The sequence below is a fragment of the Bacillus sp. FSL K6-1284 genome, assembly GCF_038002625.1.
Classification (GTDB): Bacteria; Bacillota; Bacilli; order Bacillales; family Bacillaceae; genus Bacillus; species Bacillus paralicheniformis.
On sequence record NZ_JBBOCW010000001.1, the window covers coordinates 3,893,574 to 3,910,137 of the forward strand.

19 protein-coding genes are annotated in these 16,564 nt (G+C 45.9%); 9 read left to right on the forward strand and 10 right to left on the reverse strand.

What is annotated here, in order from left to right; genetic code table 11:
• Positions 1-3: 3 nt before the first annotated feature.
• The gene (locus MHB72_RS19935) at positions 4-582 is read left to right on the forward strand and encodes an undecaprenyl-diphosphatase (RefSeq protein ID WP_216919373.1); all 579 of its coding nucleotides are present in this window, start codon (positions 4-6) and stop codon (positions 580-582) included.
• Between the two features lie 46 nt (positions 583-628).
• On the opposite strand, the gene MHB72_RS19940 is transcribed toward MHB72_RS19935, so the two are convergent.
• The gene (locus MHB72_RS19940; protein WP_216919371.1) at positions 629-1,558 is read right to left on the reverse strand and encodes a manganese-dependent inorganic pyrophosphatase; all 930 of its coding nucleotides are present in this window, start codon (positions 1,556-1,558) and stop codon (positions 629-631) included.
• A 130-nt stretch (positions 1,559-1,688) separates the two neighbouring features.
• A complete protein-coding gene (locus MHB72_RS19945) occupies positions 1,689-2,510 on the reverse strand; it encodes a manganese catalase family protein (protein ID WP_216919369.1) in 822 nt (273 codons plus the stop codon).
• 129 nt (positions 2,511-2,639) lie between these two features.
• Between MHB72_RS19945 and MHB72_RS19950 the strand changes: the two genes are divergently transcribed.
• The 3 genes from MHB72_RS19950 (at position 2,640) to MHB72_RS19960 (ending at position 5,028) form a co-directional block, all read left to right on the forward strand.
• Entirely contained in the window at positions 2,640-3,368 is a 729-nt protein-coding gene (locus tag MHB72_RS19950; RefSeq protein WP_216919367.1) for a YqjF family protein, read from the forward strand.
• A 118-nt stretch (positions 3,369-3,486) separates the two neighbouring features.
• Positions 3,487-4,002: a TetR/AcrR family transcriptional regulator gene (locus tag MHB72_RS19955; protein WP_035400336.1), complete on the forward strand. Its 516-nt coding sequence runs from the start codon at positions 3,487-3,489 to the stop codon at positions 4,000-4,002.
• Positions 4,003-4,080: 78 nt separating this feature from the next.
• A complete protein-coding gene (locus MHB72_RS19960) occupies positions 4,081-5,028 on the forward strand; it encodes an NAD(P)H-binding protein (RefSeq protein ID WP_075212906.1) in 948 nt (315 codons plus the stop codon).
• Between the two features lie 81 nt (positions 5,029-5,109).
• On the opposite strand, the gene MHB72_RS19965 is transcribed toward MHB72_RS19960, so the two are convergent.
• Both MHB72_RS19965 and MHB72_RS19970 read right to left on the reverse strand, forming a co-directional pair.
• A complete protein-coding gene (locus MHB72_RS19965; protein WP_216919365.1) occupies positions 5,110-5,517 on the reverse strand; it encodes a CBS domain-containing protein in 408 nt (135 codons plus the stop codon).
• Positions 5,518-5,579: 62 nt separating this feature from the next.
• Complete coding sequence (locus tag MHB72_RS19970; protein WP_145645363.1) at positions 5,580-6,536, reverse strand: magnesium transporter CorA family protein; 957 nt, start codon at positions 6,534-6,536, stop codon at positions 5,580-5,582.
• 160 nt (positions 6,537-6,696) lie between these two features.
• Between MHB72_RS19970 and MHB72_RS19975 the strand changes: the two genes are divergently transcribed.
• From MHB72_RS19975 to MHB72_RS19985, 3 genes are all read left to right on the forward strand, one after another.
• Entirely contained in the window at positions 6,697-7,995 is a 1,299-nt protein-coding gene (locus MHB72_RS19975; protein ID WP_023857118.1) for a hemolysin family protein, read from the forward strand.
• Positions 7,996-8,143: 148 nt separating this feature from the next.
• Positions 8,144-9,355 (forward strand): ammonium transporter, encoded by a 1,212-nt coding sequence (locus MHB72_RS19980; RefSeq protein WP_023857117.1) that lies wholly within the window; start codon positions 8,144-8,146, stop codon positions 9,353-9,355.
• A gap of 18 nt (positions 9,356-9,373) precedes the next feature.
• Positions 9,374-9,724, forward strand: a complete 351-nt coding sequence (locus MHB72_RS19985; RefSeq protein ID WP_003185936.1) for a P-II family nitrogen regulator — start codon at positions 9,374-9,376, stop codon at positions 9,722-9,724.
• A gap of 47 nt (positions 9,725-9,771) precedes the next feature.
• On the opposite strand, the gene MHB72_RS19990 is transcribed toward MHB72_RS19985, so the two are convergent.
• The 3 genes from MHB72_RS19990 to MHB72_RS20000 all read right to left on the reverse strand — a co-directional run bounded on the left by MHB72_RS19990 (position 9,772) and on the right by MHB72_RS20000 (position 11,974).
• Positions 9,772-10,344 (reverse strand): ATP-dependent Clp protease proteolytic subunit, encoded by a 573-nt coding sequence (locus MHB72_RS19990; RefSeq protein ID WP_216919363.1) that lies wholly within the window; start codon positions 10,342-10,344, stop codon positions 9,772-9,774.
• A 13-nt stretch (positions 10,345-10,357) separates the two neighbouring features.
• Entirely contained in the window at positions 10,358-10,963 is a 606-nt protein-coding gene (locus tag MHB72_RS19995; RefSeq protein ID WP_020453224.1) for an RNA polymerase sigma factor, read from the reverse strand.
• Between the two features lie 135 nt (positions 10,964-11,098).
• The gene (locus tag MHB72_RS20000) at positions 11,099-11,974 is read right to left on the reverse strand and encodes a M23 family metallopeptidase (protein WP_023857113.1); all 876 of its coding nucleotides are present in this window, start codon (positions 11,972-11,974) and stop codon (positions 11,099-11,101) included.
• A gap of 193 nt (positions 11,975-12,167) precedes the next feature.
• Between MHB72_RS20000 and MHB72_RS20005 the strand changes: the two genes are divergently transcribed.
• Entirely contained in the window at positions 12,168-12,665 is a 498-nt protein-coding gene (locus MHB72_RS20005; protein ID WP_216919361.1) for a GNAT family N-acetyltransferase, read from the forward strand.
• A 50-nt stretch (positions 12,666-12,715) separates the two neighbouring features.
• Here the strand turns inward: MHB72_RS20005 and MHB72_RS20010 are convergent, their stop codons facing one another.
• Positions 12,716-13,159 (reverse strand): YwnF family protein, encoded by a 444-nt coding sequence (locus tag MHB72_RS20010; RefSeq protein ID WP_025810657.1) that lies wholly within the window; start codon positions 13,157-13,159, stop codon positions 12,716-12,718.
• 247 nt (positions 13,160-13,406) lie between these two features.
• Between MHB72_RS20010 and cls the strand changes: the two genes are divergently transcribed.
• A complete protein-coding gene (gene cls / locus MHB72_RS20015; protein ID WP_023857110.1) occupies positions 13,407-14,855 on the forward strand; it encodes a cardiolipin synthase in 1,449 nt (482 codons plus the stop codon).
• A 52-nt stretch (positions 14,856-14,907) separates the two neighbouring features.
• On the opposite strand, the gene MHB72_RS20020 is transcribed toward cls, so the two are convergent.
• Complete coding sequence (locus MHB72_RS20020; protein ID WP_216919359.1) at positions 14,908-16,341, reverse strand: MDR family MFS transporter; 1,434 nt, start codon at positions 16,339-16,341, stop codon at positions 14,908-14,910.
• Positions 16,338-16,562 carry an MbtH family protein gene (locus tag MHB72_RS20025; protein WP_023857108.1) on the reverse strand — a complete coding sequence of 75 codons (225 nt, stop codon included), beginning with the start codon at positions 16,560-16,562 and terminating at the stop codon, positions 16,338-16,340. Before MHB72_RS20025 ends, MHB72_RS20020 begins: the two co-directional genes overlap by 4 nt.
• Positions 16,563-16,564: the final 2 nt, after the last annotated feature.

Sequence of the window (16,564 nt, forward strand, 5' to 3'; positions counted from 1 at the left end):
TTTTTGAACTATTGGCTTTTTACACGTATTCATCAATTATCAAACCACAACCACATCCTGGACAGCGCTATGATTTTGATTACAGAAAAAGCAATTTACATGTATGCGCTCATTTTGCTTTTGATCTGGATCTTCGGAAACCGTTCTTATAAAATAAGCGTTCTTCAGGCAGGTGTGACGGGTGTTCTCGGATTGGCGGCAAATTATTTGCTGTCATTGGTTTACTATGAGCCGAGACCGTTTGTCGCTCACCATGTGGACGTATTGATTCATCATGCGGCCGACGCCTCATTTCCCAGCGATCATACAACCGGGGCGTTAGCCATTTCGATCGCTTTTTGGCTTTATCATCGGAAAATTGGAACCTGCCTGATTGCTTTCGGGTTGTTGACGGGCTTTTCCCGTATTTGGGTCGGACACCACTACCCTGTTGACGTTTTAGGCAGCATTTTGGTCGCTTTATTTGTATCACTCGTTATGTTTAGATTCTCAGCGTATGTGCAGCCGCTTTTTGAACGGATCATCTCACTCTACGAATTGATCTTGCGGAAATTGCGGAAAGCCGTATCCAGAACGGCATAAGAAAACACCCGAATCTCATGATTCGGGTGTTTTTCATTTCCTTTCCTTAACCTTTTAAGGCTTCGGTTAACGGCGGAACAATTTGTTTTTTGCGGGATACAACGCCTTTCAGTGTTGCTGTGTTGTCTGACAATCTGACATTGAACGCTTTCTCCACTGCTTGTGCAGCTTGTCCTGAAGCGACGACAACCGAGTCGTTTGTTAAAATGTCGGTTACGACAAACACAAATAAATCCAATCCTTTTTCAGACACCACTTTTGCAAGTTCTGCTTCAACTTCTGCTTTGCGGGAGAGAACGTCGTTTGTATCAACAGTGTTAACTTGCGCGATCTCCACTTTATGGCTTCCCATCGTAAACTCTTTTGCGTCAAGAGAGAGAAGCTGAGGAATCGTTTTTGCGCTCAAATCTGCTCCAGCCTTCAGCATATCGAGTCCATAGCTGTCGGCATCAACACCGGCAATCGCAGCCAATTCTTTTGCAGCTTTGACATCTTCGTCCGTGCAAGTCGGAGATTTGAATAAGAGGGAATCTGAGATGATCGCCGACAGCATCAATCCTGCGATATCTTTTTTAATTTCGACGCCGTTTTCTTTATAGAGCTTGTTTAAGATCGTTGCCGTGCAGCCTACAGGCTCTGCGCGATAATACAGAGGGTCACTCGTTTCAAAATTGGCGATCCGGTGGTGATCGATGACTTCAAGCACGCGAACTTGATCAAGGTCATCGACGCTCTGCTGGCGCTCATTATGGTCAACCAGAATCACGCTGTCAGTTTCATTCGCAACAGTGTTCACAAGGCGGGGTACTTCTGCATTGAATTTCTCAAGCGCGAATTCGGTTTCGCCGTTGATTTCGCCGAGGCGGACGGGTTCTGCGTCCATGCCGAGCTCCTTTTTTAATTCGGCATATGCAATCGCTGAACAAATCGTATCCGTATCCGGATTTTTGTGGCCAAAAATAAGTACTTTACTCATGATATAACTCCTTACTGTTGTTTTTATAGTAAGCTTACCTGACAATAAAAAAATCTGCAAATCTGTCACTTATTTTAATATTTACGGAGTGTTTTGTCATTTTAAAAAATAAAAAAAGAGCCGTTCGGCTCTATTCTCCATAGTCAGGTGTATTGTGGCTTCGTTTTGGAGCGGGCTTCAAGACCGGTTTTTCTCCATATGCGACAGGGCCGCTCTCGTAGTGGAATTCCGCTCCGTCCGGCGCCTTCCCTTTCAGCCAATCAAACTGCGCGCTTTCTTCTCCATCCGAGAAATTGTATAAAGTATGCGCAATGTCTTCTTTTTCATTTTCATCCGAAACCGTGCCGGGCACGATGACGCCTTCTTTTTCTTCCAACTCTTTGATTGCGGCGATCCACTGGTTTTGGTGCATCGTGTCTCTCGCTAAAAGAAAACCGAGCATATCTTGTACACCATTGTCATCCGTCATTTCGCGCAGCCGCGCGACTTGCAGTCTGCCTTGCGATTCAGCGTTGACATTTGCGCGCAGATCGGCCAGAAGGTTACCGCTCGCTACAATATAGCCTGCATTCCACGGAACGCCGGTGCTGTTTTCAGGCATGGCTCCCAGTCCCGAAACGATCGCATGGTGAGGGTTCATTCCGCCCATAATTGCACCGATGACAGGATCGTCTGCGGCTTTTTCCTGCTCGTAAACCGGTGCGTCTTCAAGCAGGCGCGCGATCATCGTCGCAATCATTTCGACGTGTCCGATTTCTTCTGCCGCCGTATCCATGAGCAAATCTTTATACTTTTCATTTCCCCTTGTATTCCACCCTTGAAAAAGGTATTGCATGGCCACAGATATTTCTCCGTACTGACCGCCGAGTATTTCCTGCATTTTCTTGGCGAAGACAGGATCGGGTCTTTCAGGTTTTGCAGGGTACTGCAGCAATTTCGTATGCTTGAACAAATCACATCACTCCTCCGTTTTTTGTATCCTCGTTTTTGAATTAACCGTAAAGGGAAATGATAAAACCGTACAACAGGCTCGGGATGTGTTGCAGACGGGTCAACATTCGAATCGAAGGAGTGCTGTTCTATGATTAAAAATACTTCACACCGCCCTTTTCCGCCGCCTGAAGGACCGTGGGTGATGACGCAAACATGGAATCATGTATTATTTGCCCATTGGGCTGTTGATTCTGAAGCCATTCGCGGACGAATACCGGCGGCCTTGGAACTGGAGACATTCAATGGAAAAGCATGGATCGGCATTTTGCCTTTCCTGCTGACAAATATGCGCCCCCGTTTTTTGCCCCCCTTTCCTTTCGTCAGCAGATTTCCCGAGCTGAACGTCCGGACATATGTATCATATAAAGGCATACCGGGCATTTATTTTTTCAGTCTTGACGCCGCTTCGCGCTTAGCCGTCGCCGGCGCGCGCGCAATGTTCCACTTGCCTTATTTTCACGCCGGGATAAACTTTGTAAAAGAAAAAAACCATATTGAATTTTCCAGCAGAAGGTATGATTCAAAAGCGGCCTTCCGCGCCAGCTACCGCCCGCTGTCAGATTCCTTTACCGCCCAAAAAGGGTCCATCGAATACTGGCTGACTGAAAGATACCGCCTGTACACCACGTACAACAACCGGGTCTACTATGAAGACATCCATCATTCTCCATGGACGCTGCAGCGGGCCGAAGCCGAAATCCGACAAAACACGGTGCCCGGAGCAAGCGGTCTCATATTGCCTGATACCGCTCCGCTTCTCCATTACGCCAAACGGCAGCACGTCTTATTTTGGCCTTTGCAGCGGGACCGGGGATGAAAACTGTTGCACCAATAGATACATGTTTTAAAAATTACGTGCTTGAATCTTGAATCGAAATCTGTTACGATCTCAGTAAGTAATCAATCAATAACAAAATGAAGGGAGGCGGCATATCATAAGACAGAGTAAGGAAAACCGAAAGGAGCAAATACTTGAAGCTGGATTAGAAGTGTTTGCAGAAAAGGGATATTATAATACCACGACAGCACTCATTGCTGAAAAAGCCGGTATTTCCCAGCCCTATATATTTAGGTTTTATAAGACGAAGGAAGAGTTGTTCGTTGCCGCGCTCGATCGGGCCTTTGAAAGAATCCTCCAAACGTTTCAAAATGTCGAATCCAGCTCCGAACAGATCGTAGCAAACATGATCAAAGCATATGAAGAGTTGTCTGTATCACACCCTAATGAAATAGCCTTACAGGTCATCGGACTATCCGTTACGGAGGAATCGATCAGAAATTGTTCAAAAACGGGCTTATCACGTATTAGAAACTATACGCTGGAAAGGTTCCAGGAAGCGAATGTTCCGAATGCAGAGAGGGAAGTTACGACTTTCCTGGCAAGAGGGATACTTTGCAACATTTCCTATTTCTTGGATTTGCCGGAGATCATGCACGGCCAAACAGAATAAAATAACCGATTTGTTTCGGTTTTTTATTTAAGCATTAGTTATTGATTGATTAATAACTTACCCAAGGGGGAATTTTCAATGGAAAAAGCAATTGTTTTAGGCGCAACAGGTGGAACAGGTCAAGTCATAGTTTCAGAATTGCTGTCAAGAAATATTCCGGTTATCGCTTTCGGCCGTTCTGAAAATAAACTAAAGAATCTCATAAAAGAACATCATTCAACACCGCTATTAACATATCAGCTTGGCGATGTCTTTGATGCACAGACCATCAGTGAAGCAGCGAAGGATGCAGATGTGATATTTCAATGCGCCAATGTTCAATATCATGAAATGGCAGATAAACTCCTGCTTCTCGGTGAAAGTGTAATGAAGGCTGCAAATATTTCAGGCAAGAAAATCGTGATTGTGGATGGAATATATGTTTACGGCCGACAAATTGCCAAAGGAGACGAAAATCATCCGAAACTGCCCCATACAAAAAAAGGAAAGCTAAGAGTAGACTTTGAAAACTTAATATTCGATAAGAAATGGAAAAATGCCAAACCATTAATCGTCAGACTGCCCGACTATTATGGAAAAACTTCGCAAAATTCTTATTTACAGCCTACATTAACCGGAATGGCAGCAAATAAAATAGCTGTTTTTATCGGCAATCTAAAAACCCCCCGGGAGTACGTATATTTGCCTGATGCCGCAAAAATGATTGTGGAAATCGCAAGTAAAGACGATTCTTACGGTGAAAACTGGAACATTCCCGGCGCCGGACTGATTTCAGGTAAAGAAATCATAAAAATCGCACGCCAAATTACCGGAAATAATAAATTAGTAATACCATTAAATAAACTTGCCATTCGTATAAGCGGATTATTTGATCCAGTAATGAAAGAAGTAGTAGAAATCATGTACTTAACTGAAGAAACATTCATTCTCAACGGGGAAAAATATGAAAAGAGAATAGGAAAAATTCCCGCTACACCTTATCAAGAAGGGCTGAAAGAAACATTGAAATGCTTAATGAAAACTTAAGCTGAATTTTAGTTATTGATCAATCACTAAATATTGCACTATAAAAAAGGAAGAGCTGAAAACGCTCTTCCTTCAACCTGTTTAAGCCGGTTTTGAAATTTCGCTTAAAGCTTCTCCCGCTTTCTCATCCGCATGTGAGACGGAGAGATCCCCCAAAGCAACGATTCCGACAAGACGGCCATCTTCAACAATCGGCAGCCTGCGAATTTGGTGTTCCGCCATCAGATCACCAGCCTCTTCAGCAGACATATCCGGGTGCCCTGTCACCATCTGTGTGCTCATGATATCCCGAGCAGCCGCATCTGTTTCATTTTCAGCTACACATCTGATAACAATATCCCGGTCTGAAACGATCCCCGTCAATTTTCCGTTCTCGCAGACCGGAATTGAACCTACATTGTAATCACGCATCTTCCCGGCAATTTCCGCAATCGGAGCAGAAGGTTCGCAGCATTCAGCATTGGTTGTCATGATGTCCTTCAGTTTCATTCGGAATTCCTCCTTTATGATGGGGTTATTATGTGCTTTTCCGATATAACACGGGCTTAAACCTATTTAAAAGAGCCCTTCCTTTTCATATATCGTTTTTTATCCCTCAATAAATCGCCGGTCCAGCCTTTCTTTTTCAAATACCAATACACAAGGGCGGTCGAAACGGCGATTAAAATAAGCGAAAATAAATAGCCGTACTTTAAAGAGAGTTCAGGCATGACTTCGAAGTTCATTCCCCACAGGGCGCCGAAAGCCGTCATCGGCGTAAAGATCGTCGTGAAAATCGTCAGCGCTTTAAAAATTTCATTGCCTCTGTGGGATGTCACCACTTCCTCGGAATGAAGCAAATAATTGATTTCATTCGCGTACTCTTTGATCAATGACATGCCTCTGTCGATTTCATAAAACGTCCTGCGCTGTTCGATTTCATCAAACGATTTGCTTAAAAAAGTTTCTTTAAGGCCCATTGCTACCTTTTTCATCGATAAAATTAAACTTCTTATGACGAGCAGTTCGTGACGCCGTTTATGAATCAGTTCAATGATGCTTTTATTGTTGTCATGGTGAAATCCCCATCTTACTTTTCCAAGGTGAACTTCAAAGTGCTCAAGTTCCTTTAAATACATTCTCATTAGTTCGCCCAGCAGAATCAGAAACACTTCTGGGGCATCTTTGCATCGCTTTAAGTGTTGATCGATCGGCCTTCTGTTTGTCTCTTCAAATTGCGAGATATCTAAATTCATTGTGAAAAAATAGTCTTTTGTTAAGTAAAAATGAAATGCTGTCCGATTTTGTTGAACTTCCGCTTCCTGATCGTAAATATATGAACCGTAGATCGCTTCCTTGCCTTGAACGGCAGCATTGATATCAATGCAATTGATATTGGCCGATGGAACGCCTTGAAACCAGTTTCGGCATTCCGGCCAATGATCGGGCTGGATCAGCCCTTGTGCTGTCGCTTTTTCGTGAGGGCCGAGCTGATACCATGTCCAGCCCTCTCCCTGAAAAACTCTCATATTTCGTCTCCTCCTCTTCCGGCCCATTCGTTTTATATTTCTTTGCCCGCCCTCCGCGTAAATAAACATCATGTTTGCCGCGCTGCGGCACGTGGTATGAAGCCAGTATGAGTTTTTCATAGAAAAGGAGGTGGCGCCTTCTTTTTGAGAAGGCGGGGCATTGGAATTACTGAAGCTGATTGCAGTGGCAGGATTAATCGCATTAACGGGCTTTTTCGTCGCGGTCGAATTCGCCATCGTCAAAGTAAGGCGGACAAAGATCGACCAATTGATCATTCAGAAAAAAAAGGGCGCGCTTGCCGCAAAAGAAGTGACCTCACACCTTGACGAATACTTGTCAGCCTGCCAGCTTGGAATCACCGTGACGGCATTGGGCCTCGGCTGGCTTGGTGAACCGACGATGCAGACCTTGCTGCATCCCCTTTTTTCCAAAATCGGCTTGAACGAGTCGATGACACATATTCTTTCATTTTTGGCCGCTTTTTTATCGGTCACTTATCTCAATGTTGTGATCGGAGAGCTGGCGCCAAAAACGATCGCCATTCAAAAAGCGGAAACCGTTACTCTGCTTTTTGCACAGCCGATGATCTGGTTTTACAGAATCATGTTTCCTTTTATATGGCTGCTCAATCATTCAGCCCGCATGATCACAAGTCTGTTCGGCCTGAAGCCGACCGGTGAACACGAATTGGCGTATTCGGAGGAAGAGCTGCGAACACTTTTATCTGAAAGCTATCAAAGCGGGGAAATCAACCAGAATGAATTGAGATATGTAAACAACATTTTTAAATTCGACGAACGTACAGCAAAAGAAATTATGGTGCCCCGCAATGAAATGACCGTCCTGTCTCTTGACGACAGTGTAAAAAAAGTGAAGCAGCTCATCAAAGAAACAAAGCACACCCGCTTCCCCGTCATGGAGGAAGACAAGGATCACATCAGCGGAATGATCAATATAAAAGAACTGCTGCTGGCTGAGCTTGCAGGCGGGTTTTCTTTAGAAACAAAACCGTTAAAGCCATATATCCATCCGGTTATCCATGTGATTGAAACGATTCCCGTCTACCAGCTGTTCGTCAAAATGCAAAAAGAGCATACACATATGGCGATTCTCGTAGATGAGTATGGCGGAACATCCGGCCTTGTGACGGTTGAGGATATCGTCGAGGAAATCGTCGGCGATATTCGCGATGAATTCGATACTGAAGAAGTATCGGCTGTTCAGAAACTGGAAGATGACCATTACATCCTCAGCGGTAAAGTACTAGTCAGCGATGTAAACGACCTGCTCGGAATTCATTTATCAGATGAGGAGATTGATACAATCGGCGGCTGGATGCTGACGCAGAATATTGAGAGCAAGCCCGGAACGGCGATCGAAAGTGAAGGATTCCGTTTCAAAGTAAAAGATATGGACGGACATCGAATCGTTGCAGTTGAGGTTGAAAAAACCGATTAATCCCCCTTTCAGCCTCTCCCTGTCCGCTTTTCTTCCTAAAAACCATGTGAGGAAATCTGACATGTTCATCATGATATCTCCCTTTTGTCACTATAATGAAAGAAAAAGAGATCTGCTCTCAATCTAAATGACTACGGAGGAATGAAACATGCAGATGGGGGATACAGTATTTATGTTCTTTTGCGCTTTGCTCGTATGGCTGATGACGCCGGGCATCGCTTTATTTTACGGAGGACTTGTCAGGAGCAAAAATGTGCTCAGCACCGTTATGCACAGCTTATCTTCAATCGCCATCGTTTCCATCATATGGATTTTGTTCGGCTATTCGCTCGCTTTCGCTCCCGGAAACCCATTGATCGGGGGTTTGGATTGGATCGGACTGCAAGGTATCGGATTTGAACCCAATGCCGATTATTCGGAGACGATCCCGCATACGCTTTATATGATGTTCCAATTGACATTTGCCGTACTGACGACTGCGATTATTTCCGGAAGCTTTGCGGAGCGAATGCGCTTTCCGGCCTTTATTCTTTTTTCGGTGCTCTGGGCGGTTTTCGTTTACTCGCCGGTCGCCCACTGGGTATGGGGTGGAGGCTGGCTTGACGAGCTGGGAGCGATCGATTTTGCCGGCGGCAACGTCGTTCACATCTCTTCCGGTGTAGCCGGCCTGGTTGTTGCGATTGTTCTCGGCAAGCGGAAAAATATCAGCGATACCGCCCCTCACAACCTCCTTCTGACTTTGCTCGGGGCGACTTTGATCTGGTTCGGATGGTTCGGATTCAACGTCGGAAGCGCCCTGACGATCGATGAAGTCGCCATGACCGCTTTTATCAACACGAATACGGCTGCGGCTGCGGGGCTGATCGGCTGGATTTTGGCAGAATGGCTGATCAATAAAAAGCCGACGATGCTCGGCGCCGTCTCGGGAGCAATCGCGGGGCTTGTCGCGATTACACCGGGCGCAGGCTTTGTTACGCCTTTCTCATCCGTATGGATCGGGCTCATCGGTGGAATCGTCTGTTTCTGGGGTGTGTTTTCGCTGAAGAAAAAATTCGGCTACGATGATGCGCTCGATGCCTTCGGACTTCACGGGCTCGGCGGAACATGGGGCGGAATCGCGACGGGCTTGTTCGCGACGACATCAGTCAACGCAGACGGAGCAAACGGGCTTTTTTACGGAGACATCAGTCTCCTTTGGAAACAGTTGATTGCGATTGCCGCAACATATTTGTTTGTCGCAATCGTCACATACGCTATTATTAAGATAGTCAGTATTTTCTTTAAACTCCGTGCCTCAGAGGATGAAGAATCATTGGGCCTCGATCTGACGCTGCACGGCGAAAAAGCGTATCAAGATTAATTTGTCAGGAGTGATGGTATGAGCGGTCAAATGTATAAGGTGGAAATTGTAACTCGTCCTACAAACTTTGAAAAGCTGAAAACGGAGCTGGCCAAAATCGGGGTAACGTCCATTACGTTTTACAATGTACACGGATGCGGCCTGCAAAAAGGGCATACAGAGCTTTACCGCGGGGTCAAACGCGAAAGCAATGTATATGAAAGGTTAAAAGTCGAAATCGTCGTCAGCAAAGTGCCTGTCGAAAAGGTGGCCGAGACGGCGCAAAACGTCCTGAAAACCGGGGAACCCGGTGACGGCAAGATCTTCATATACGAAATTAAAAACACCATCAACATCCGCACAGGCGAGGAAGGTCCTGACGCTTTATAAAAAGATCGAAGCTCCCGGCTGAAGTTAAGCCGGGAGCTTTTCTGATGTTATAAAACGGCGTCAATCACACCGTATGCCTTCGCTTCGTCCGCATCCATAAAGTAATCGCGTTCCATGTCGGCTTTTAGTTTTTCAATGGGCTGGCCCGTTCGTTCGTGAAAGAAGCGCTCGATTTTTCCCCTCAGTTTGATGATTCGCTTCGCTGAAATCTCCATGTCTGTCGCCTGTCCTTTGACGCCGCCGAGTGGCTGATGGATCATGATTTCGCTGTTTTTGAGCGCATACCGTTTGCCTTTTGTTCCGCCGGCGAGAAGAATCGCTCCCATGGAAGCTGCCATTCCGACGCAGATCGTGCGGACATCCGGCTTCACATAGTCCATCGTATCCAAAATCGCATATCCCGCGGAAGTTGATCCGCCCGGGCTGTTGATATAGATCGAAATGTCTTTTTCATTGTCTTCGGCTGACAAAAACAGCAACTGGGCGGTGACCCGATTGGCGAGGTCATCGTTGAATTCAGAGCCGATCATAATGATCCGGTCTTTTAAAAGTCTGGAAAAAATATCGTACGATCTTTCACCGGCAGCCGTTTTCTCAATGACGTAAGGTATGGTGTTCATAGCCTTTTTCCTCCTAGGCAGCACACCTCATCATGCTGATGCAGGACGGCTGTGAAGCGCCGAAAAGCCATGTCTGTTTGGCAAATTCGAGCAGAGCATCGGGGTTGTGATACAATATCGCCCGAACAAGCAGGTCAATGTGTTCGTCATCCCGGTCCGCCGCTTCCCTTTGCAGAACATCCGGAGAAAGCCTTTTTAATCGCTGACGCGATCTGAATAAAAGCGATTTGACGGATGATTCGGGCTTACCGAGCGACTCGGCGATTTCGTGCAGCTGAAAGGAAAACACATCTTTGAGCAGAAAAATCGTTAATTGCTTCGGCGTTAAAATACCGGAAAGCTGTTTCAGCAGGTGCTCGAAGTCATCGGCCGCCTTCATGCGCTCTGCCCTCCCGTCTTCCAGATTGTCTTCAGACAGAAAGATTTCGCGTTTCCTTTTTCTGAGCAGGTCAATCCATTTATGCTTTGCCACCGTCTTTTGATAAGCATGTGAGGCGTCTGTTCGATTGATTTCGATTAATTTCAGGATGGTATCCTGGACTAAATCCTCGGCATCCCATTTATCACCTGTCATTCTCATGCAATACTTCATCAACGCTTGCTGTTCTAGCTCATTCATGAATGCATTCACACTCCTTAAAAGAGGCCTCTTACTTAATAAACGGCTGGCTCTGCAAATTTGATACGGGTTTTTTATGATTGTAACAAAAAAGGCGCCTATCGTATTTGATAGGCGCTCTGAGGGAAGCGTGCCTTATGACTGGCTTGAATCGTCAGACTGGGTTCCGTCTTGATTTTCTGACCCTTCAGACGAATCTTCCCGTTTGGTTTTGTCGTCTTTTCCACCTGTTTGATCTTTCGCTTTGTCTTCTGTTTTTGACTTTTCTTCAACAGAAGGCTGAGCAGGTTCCTTCATTTCAGCCGCTTGTTCCTCCACCGCTTTTTCGATGCTGGAGACCGGCTTGTCCATGAAGTTCAACGGGTTTAGCGCAACACCGTCTTTGCGGATTTCAAAATGCACATGGTTTCCGCCTTCTTCATTGTAAAGGTTTTTGCCTGCTTTTCCGATGACTTGATTTTGTTCAATCTTGTCACCTTGTTTGACGCTTACTTCAGAAAGAGACTGATACACAGTTGATAAACCATTTTCATGTTCAACTTCAACAACGTAGCCCAGTACAGGGTCTTTTGCAGCTTTGATGACCGTACCGCTGAGAGATGCGGAAACATCGAATGTTTTTCCGTCTTTCTCAGCCAAGTCGATACCTTTGCTCATGCTGTACGTGTTATTATAGTTTACAAGTGCTGCTTCTTTCTCTTCTTTAGTTGCGTCAGTTTCAAAGAACTTTTTAACGACAGAAACATTTTCAGAATCAGCAACCGGCATTGCGACATTTTCAACTGGTTTGCCTACTTCTACCGCGTCATCCCGGTTATCATAGGCTGATTTCTTACCATCGTCAGCAAGCTGATCTTTTACATCGTTGTTAGAAGCCGATTGATACCAAAGAACGGCGGTTAATACAACGACGGCACTTGTCAAATAGATGGCCGGAAATACCCAGCGTTTGCGAAAAAACTGTTGCAGCTTTGTGATTTTGGAAGTACGATTCTTTTCTTCCTCTTTCATTACTCATCACCTCAGCAACATTCTGAACACTTTTCAGAAAATATATACATTTACAAAAAACTTTTTTTCAAGTTAGTCTGCACCGGCTGCTTCGTTTTTATGTAAAAACCGCCCTAAAACCTGAAATTTCACCAATGTGCATGATAACGGGAAAAACGCCGAAGATATAACATATGAAGAAAGGACAGAGAGAATGAAACTACGGATCGCCAATCGGGAAGACCTTCCCGCAGTAGTCGAAATTTACAACTCCACCATTGCGTCGCGAATGGTTACGGCAGATACAGAACCCGTCACACCTGAAGAAAGGCTGAACTGGTTTTTGAACCATACCGAGGCAAGGCCTCTTTATATTGTGGAAAATGAACAAGGGGATATCGCCGGCTGGATCAGCTTCGAATCATTTTACGGTAGGCCCGCCTATAACAAAACCGCCGAAGTCAGCATTTACCTTCATGAAGACCACCGCGGCAAAGGGGCGGGTTCAGCGGTGCTTGAAAAAGCGCTTGAAGTCGCGCCAAAGCTTGGAATCCGTTCTTTAATGGCGTTTATTTTCGCCCACAACGAACCGAGCATCAAGCTTTTCAAAAAATACGGCTTTACCGAGTGGGGACACTTTCCCGGAATCGCCGAGATGGATCGAATACGGTACGATTTAAAAATATTAGGAAAAGAATTGAATGAAGCCTGATCATCATGGCACGAAAAAAAGAGCTGTCATGCAGCTCTTTTTTTCTTTCATCATTCAGCCAGCCTGCGCCTTCTGATCTCTTCTTCATTTAAAAATTCCAAAAAGCTTCTCATCACAGTAAACGGCTCTTCTTTGACCGCCTGAACGTACCGGCTTTTCCGTTCATCGGAAAGCACTTCGCTTGTTTGCATCCGTTCCAATATATATTTCATCACCGATTGCTGAACATTTCTTTTTTGGTAAGACGACTCTCTGAACAGCGCCATGCCGAAAGCTGCTGCTGCGGCAGCGCAGCCGATTTTTATCATTGAATCGGTTCCATAGGATGCCTGCCCCCAAAAAGAAGAAAGATAAACCAATGAAGCAACAAGCAGCGGAATCGCGATAAAAAGAAATATCAGCCTTTTCTTTAAGAACGGCGCCGCCACATGCTTGAGGTTATCCATTTCTTCTTTCATAAAAGCCGGCATTTGATGGAAACGTTCCATATCCATAATCAATCCCTCCCGATTTGGTTAAAGAGGCGTTGTTTCGCTGATTAAATCACGCTTTTTATATGTATATCGTAACTTAGATCCAACATGTTTTACAGTTTTTTGCCTTTCCCCTTTTTATTAGGAACTTTCCGTCCCCCGCCCCGTATAACATGAGATAGTTGCTTGAAAGGGGAGTAACTGTTATAAATGGAATGTATAAAAACAAATCCGTCTTGTGAGGTTCAATATGGATATTATTAAAAATATCAGCATCACATCGATATTTCTCGGCTTTATATTAGTTTTAAACACGCTATTGGCAATCGTTGTGATCTTTAGGGAACGCCGGGATGCAAGCTCCTCCTGGGCCTGGCTCTTGGTACTCTTCTTTATTCCCGTTCTTGGCTTTATCCTCTATTTGCTCTTCGGCCACAATTTGAGCAGGAATCACCTTTTTCAATGGGAAGACCGAAAGAGGATCGGGATGGAAAAAATATTGGAACAGCAGCTGACCAAGCTGAAAAACCGCGAGTTTGAATTTCGCAATAAAGCGACGGCGGACAGCAAAGACTTGATTTATATGCACATTCTGAATAACCACGCCGTTTTCACGGAAGACAATGCGGTCGAGCTGTTAACGGACGGACGCCAGAAATTCGACAGACTGCTTCGCGACATTGAAAACGCCAAAGACCATATACATCTTCAATATTATATTTATAAAGGCGATGAGATCGGAAAAAAGCTGCGGGACGCGCTGATCAAAAAAGCAAAAGAAGGCGTTGAAGTCCGTGTTTTGTATGATGAATTGGGATCAAGAAGCCTCAGGAAAAGCTTTTTCAAAGATCTGAAAAAGGCGGGAGGATTTGTCGAAGTTTTTTTCCCGTCGCGTTTTAAATTTATCAATTTGCGCATGAATTACCGCAACCACCGCAAGCTCGTCATCATCGACGGCGTCATCGGCTATGTCGGAGGATTTAATGTCGGGGACGAATACCTCGGTCTAAATCCGGCTTTTGGCTATTGGCGGGACACGCATCTCAGAATCAAAGGAACGGCAGTCCATTCGATTCAAACGCGTTTTATCCTGGATTGGAATCAGGCCTCGCACCATCACGATATTACATATATGCCAAACCACTTTCCTGACATCGATTCCAACGGAAACATCGGCATGCAAATCGTCACCAGCGGCCCCGATTCAGAATGGGAGCAGATTAAAAACGGCTATATTAAAATGATATCAACGGCAAAGCGGTCGATTCTTATACAGACGCCTTATTTTATTCCGGACGCAAGCCTGCTCGATGCCCTCAGAATTGCTTGTCTGTCCGGCGTTGACGTGAGAATCATGATTCCTAACAAACCCGACCATCCTTTTGTGTACTGGGCTACCTATTCTTACATCGGCGAACTTTTAAAAGCCGGCGCTTCCGTATTTATTTACGACAACGGATTTATCCATGCGAAAACAATTGTTGTAGATGAAGAAATTTCATCAGTCGGCACGGCAAATATTGATATGCGCAGCTTCAAGCTCAATTTTGAAGTGAATGCTTTTTTATACGATGAGGAAATTTCGAGAAGCCTTGTCCTATCATTTGAAAAAGATCTGCAAGTCTCAAGGGAGCTGACCTATGAGGAATATTTAAACAGAAGCAAATCGATCCGCTTCAAAGAAGCCATTTCGATCCTGCTGTCGCCGATTTTATAGCGCGCCATTCATGCGGTAAAAAAATCCTCCCGGAAACGGGAGGATTTTTGTTTTACTTACCGGAAGCCGCCGCACCTTTGGAAACTGAAGCATGCTTGTCCATTTGACGTTCAGTGTCAGCATCCTTGAGCTTGAGTGCGATGAAAAATGCTGCCATGAGGAAGCCGGCTGCACCGAGCAAAGCGGTCCGGTAAGCTGATAAATCGGGCTCTATCCCTGCGCCAGGCTGACTGAGCACGGCAAGGACGCACGACATGACGGCAACTCCAAAAGCAGATCCGAGTCGGTTTTGCACATTAAACAGCGTCGTTGCCCGACCCATTGATGAGGATGAAATGTTGGCAAAACAAACAACCTGCGCCGCGCCAACCGCATGCCCCAGGAAAAAGCCCGCCGAAAACAGCAGCAGCCTGAGAAGCCACAGATTTGACCCGTATCCGGTCAGGCTCAGCAGCCCAAACAATACAGCGGCGCCTAAAAGCGCAACGGAAATGACCCGCCTCGGCCCGAACTTATCTAACGACCTCGGCATCAGCTGGGAGGCCAGCATCAAGCCTAATGCTTCGGGAAACGTGATCAAAGCGGTATCGGTCGCAGAATAGCCGAGTGCTTCCTGGCACAACAGCGGAAATATATAGAGCATGCCAAGGAGTCCGCCTGCTGTCAAAAGCGAAATGACGCTCATCATTCCAAAAACCCGGTCCTTCAATAAGCGCAGTTCAATCAGCGGATGCTCAGCCTTCAGCTCGACAAAAACGAGAATGGCGAGGAGAATCACTCCCCCGGTTCCTGAAACAAGCACATTCGGAGAGCCGAAGCCCTGCACAGGCCCCTGGCTGAGTGCAAAAACTGCCAACGCCATTCCCGGCCCAGCCAAAAGAAATCCTAGCCAATCAAATCTCCCCGCTTTCGGCTCCATATGTTCATGAAGATATAACAGGCCAAACAGCAGAATGATCATACCGATCGGAATATTAATGTAAAAAATCCAGCGCCATGACAGCTGATCCGTCAGAAACCCGCTGATGATCGGCCCAACCGCAGGCGCGACCGCAATCGGAAGGACGAGAACTCTCGAAATTTTAGCCCGTTCGTGTGGAGGAAACGTCCTGAACAAGATTGCCATTCCCACTGGTGTGATCAATCCGCCGCCGGCTCCCTGGATCACGCGAAATACGTTTAATGCCGCCAGATTGTCAGCGATTCCGCATAATGCGGATGCAGCCGTAAATATGGAAAGCGCGGCAAGGAAAACACGCTTTGTCCCAAAGCGGTCTCCAAACCAGCCGGCTGCGGGAAGAAAGACCGCCAAGCTGACTAAGTATCCGATGTTAATTGTGCCTGCAGCAGACGGCAAAGTTTGAAATTCGTTCATGATGGCGGGCAATGCCATGTTAATGACACTCGCATCCATTGCAGCCATAAACATGGCCGTTACATATACAATGCTGACAACCGTCCTTTGATTGAACGGCCTTCTCTTCATTGCTGACCGCCGTGAACTTCTGCAGCCGGCTTCAAGCTGTTCGGCGAGAGATCGGTCCAATTCGAGCTGATATAGTCGATGCAGGCGCTGCGGCTCGTTTCCCCGCAGACAATCTCCCACCCTGCCGGAATATGAACAAAGGCGGGCCAGAGTGAATACTGGCCTTCCTCATTCATTAAAACAACATATGTGCCCTGTTCATTTTCAAAAGGATTTGTCATCG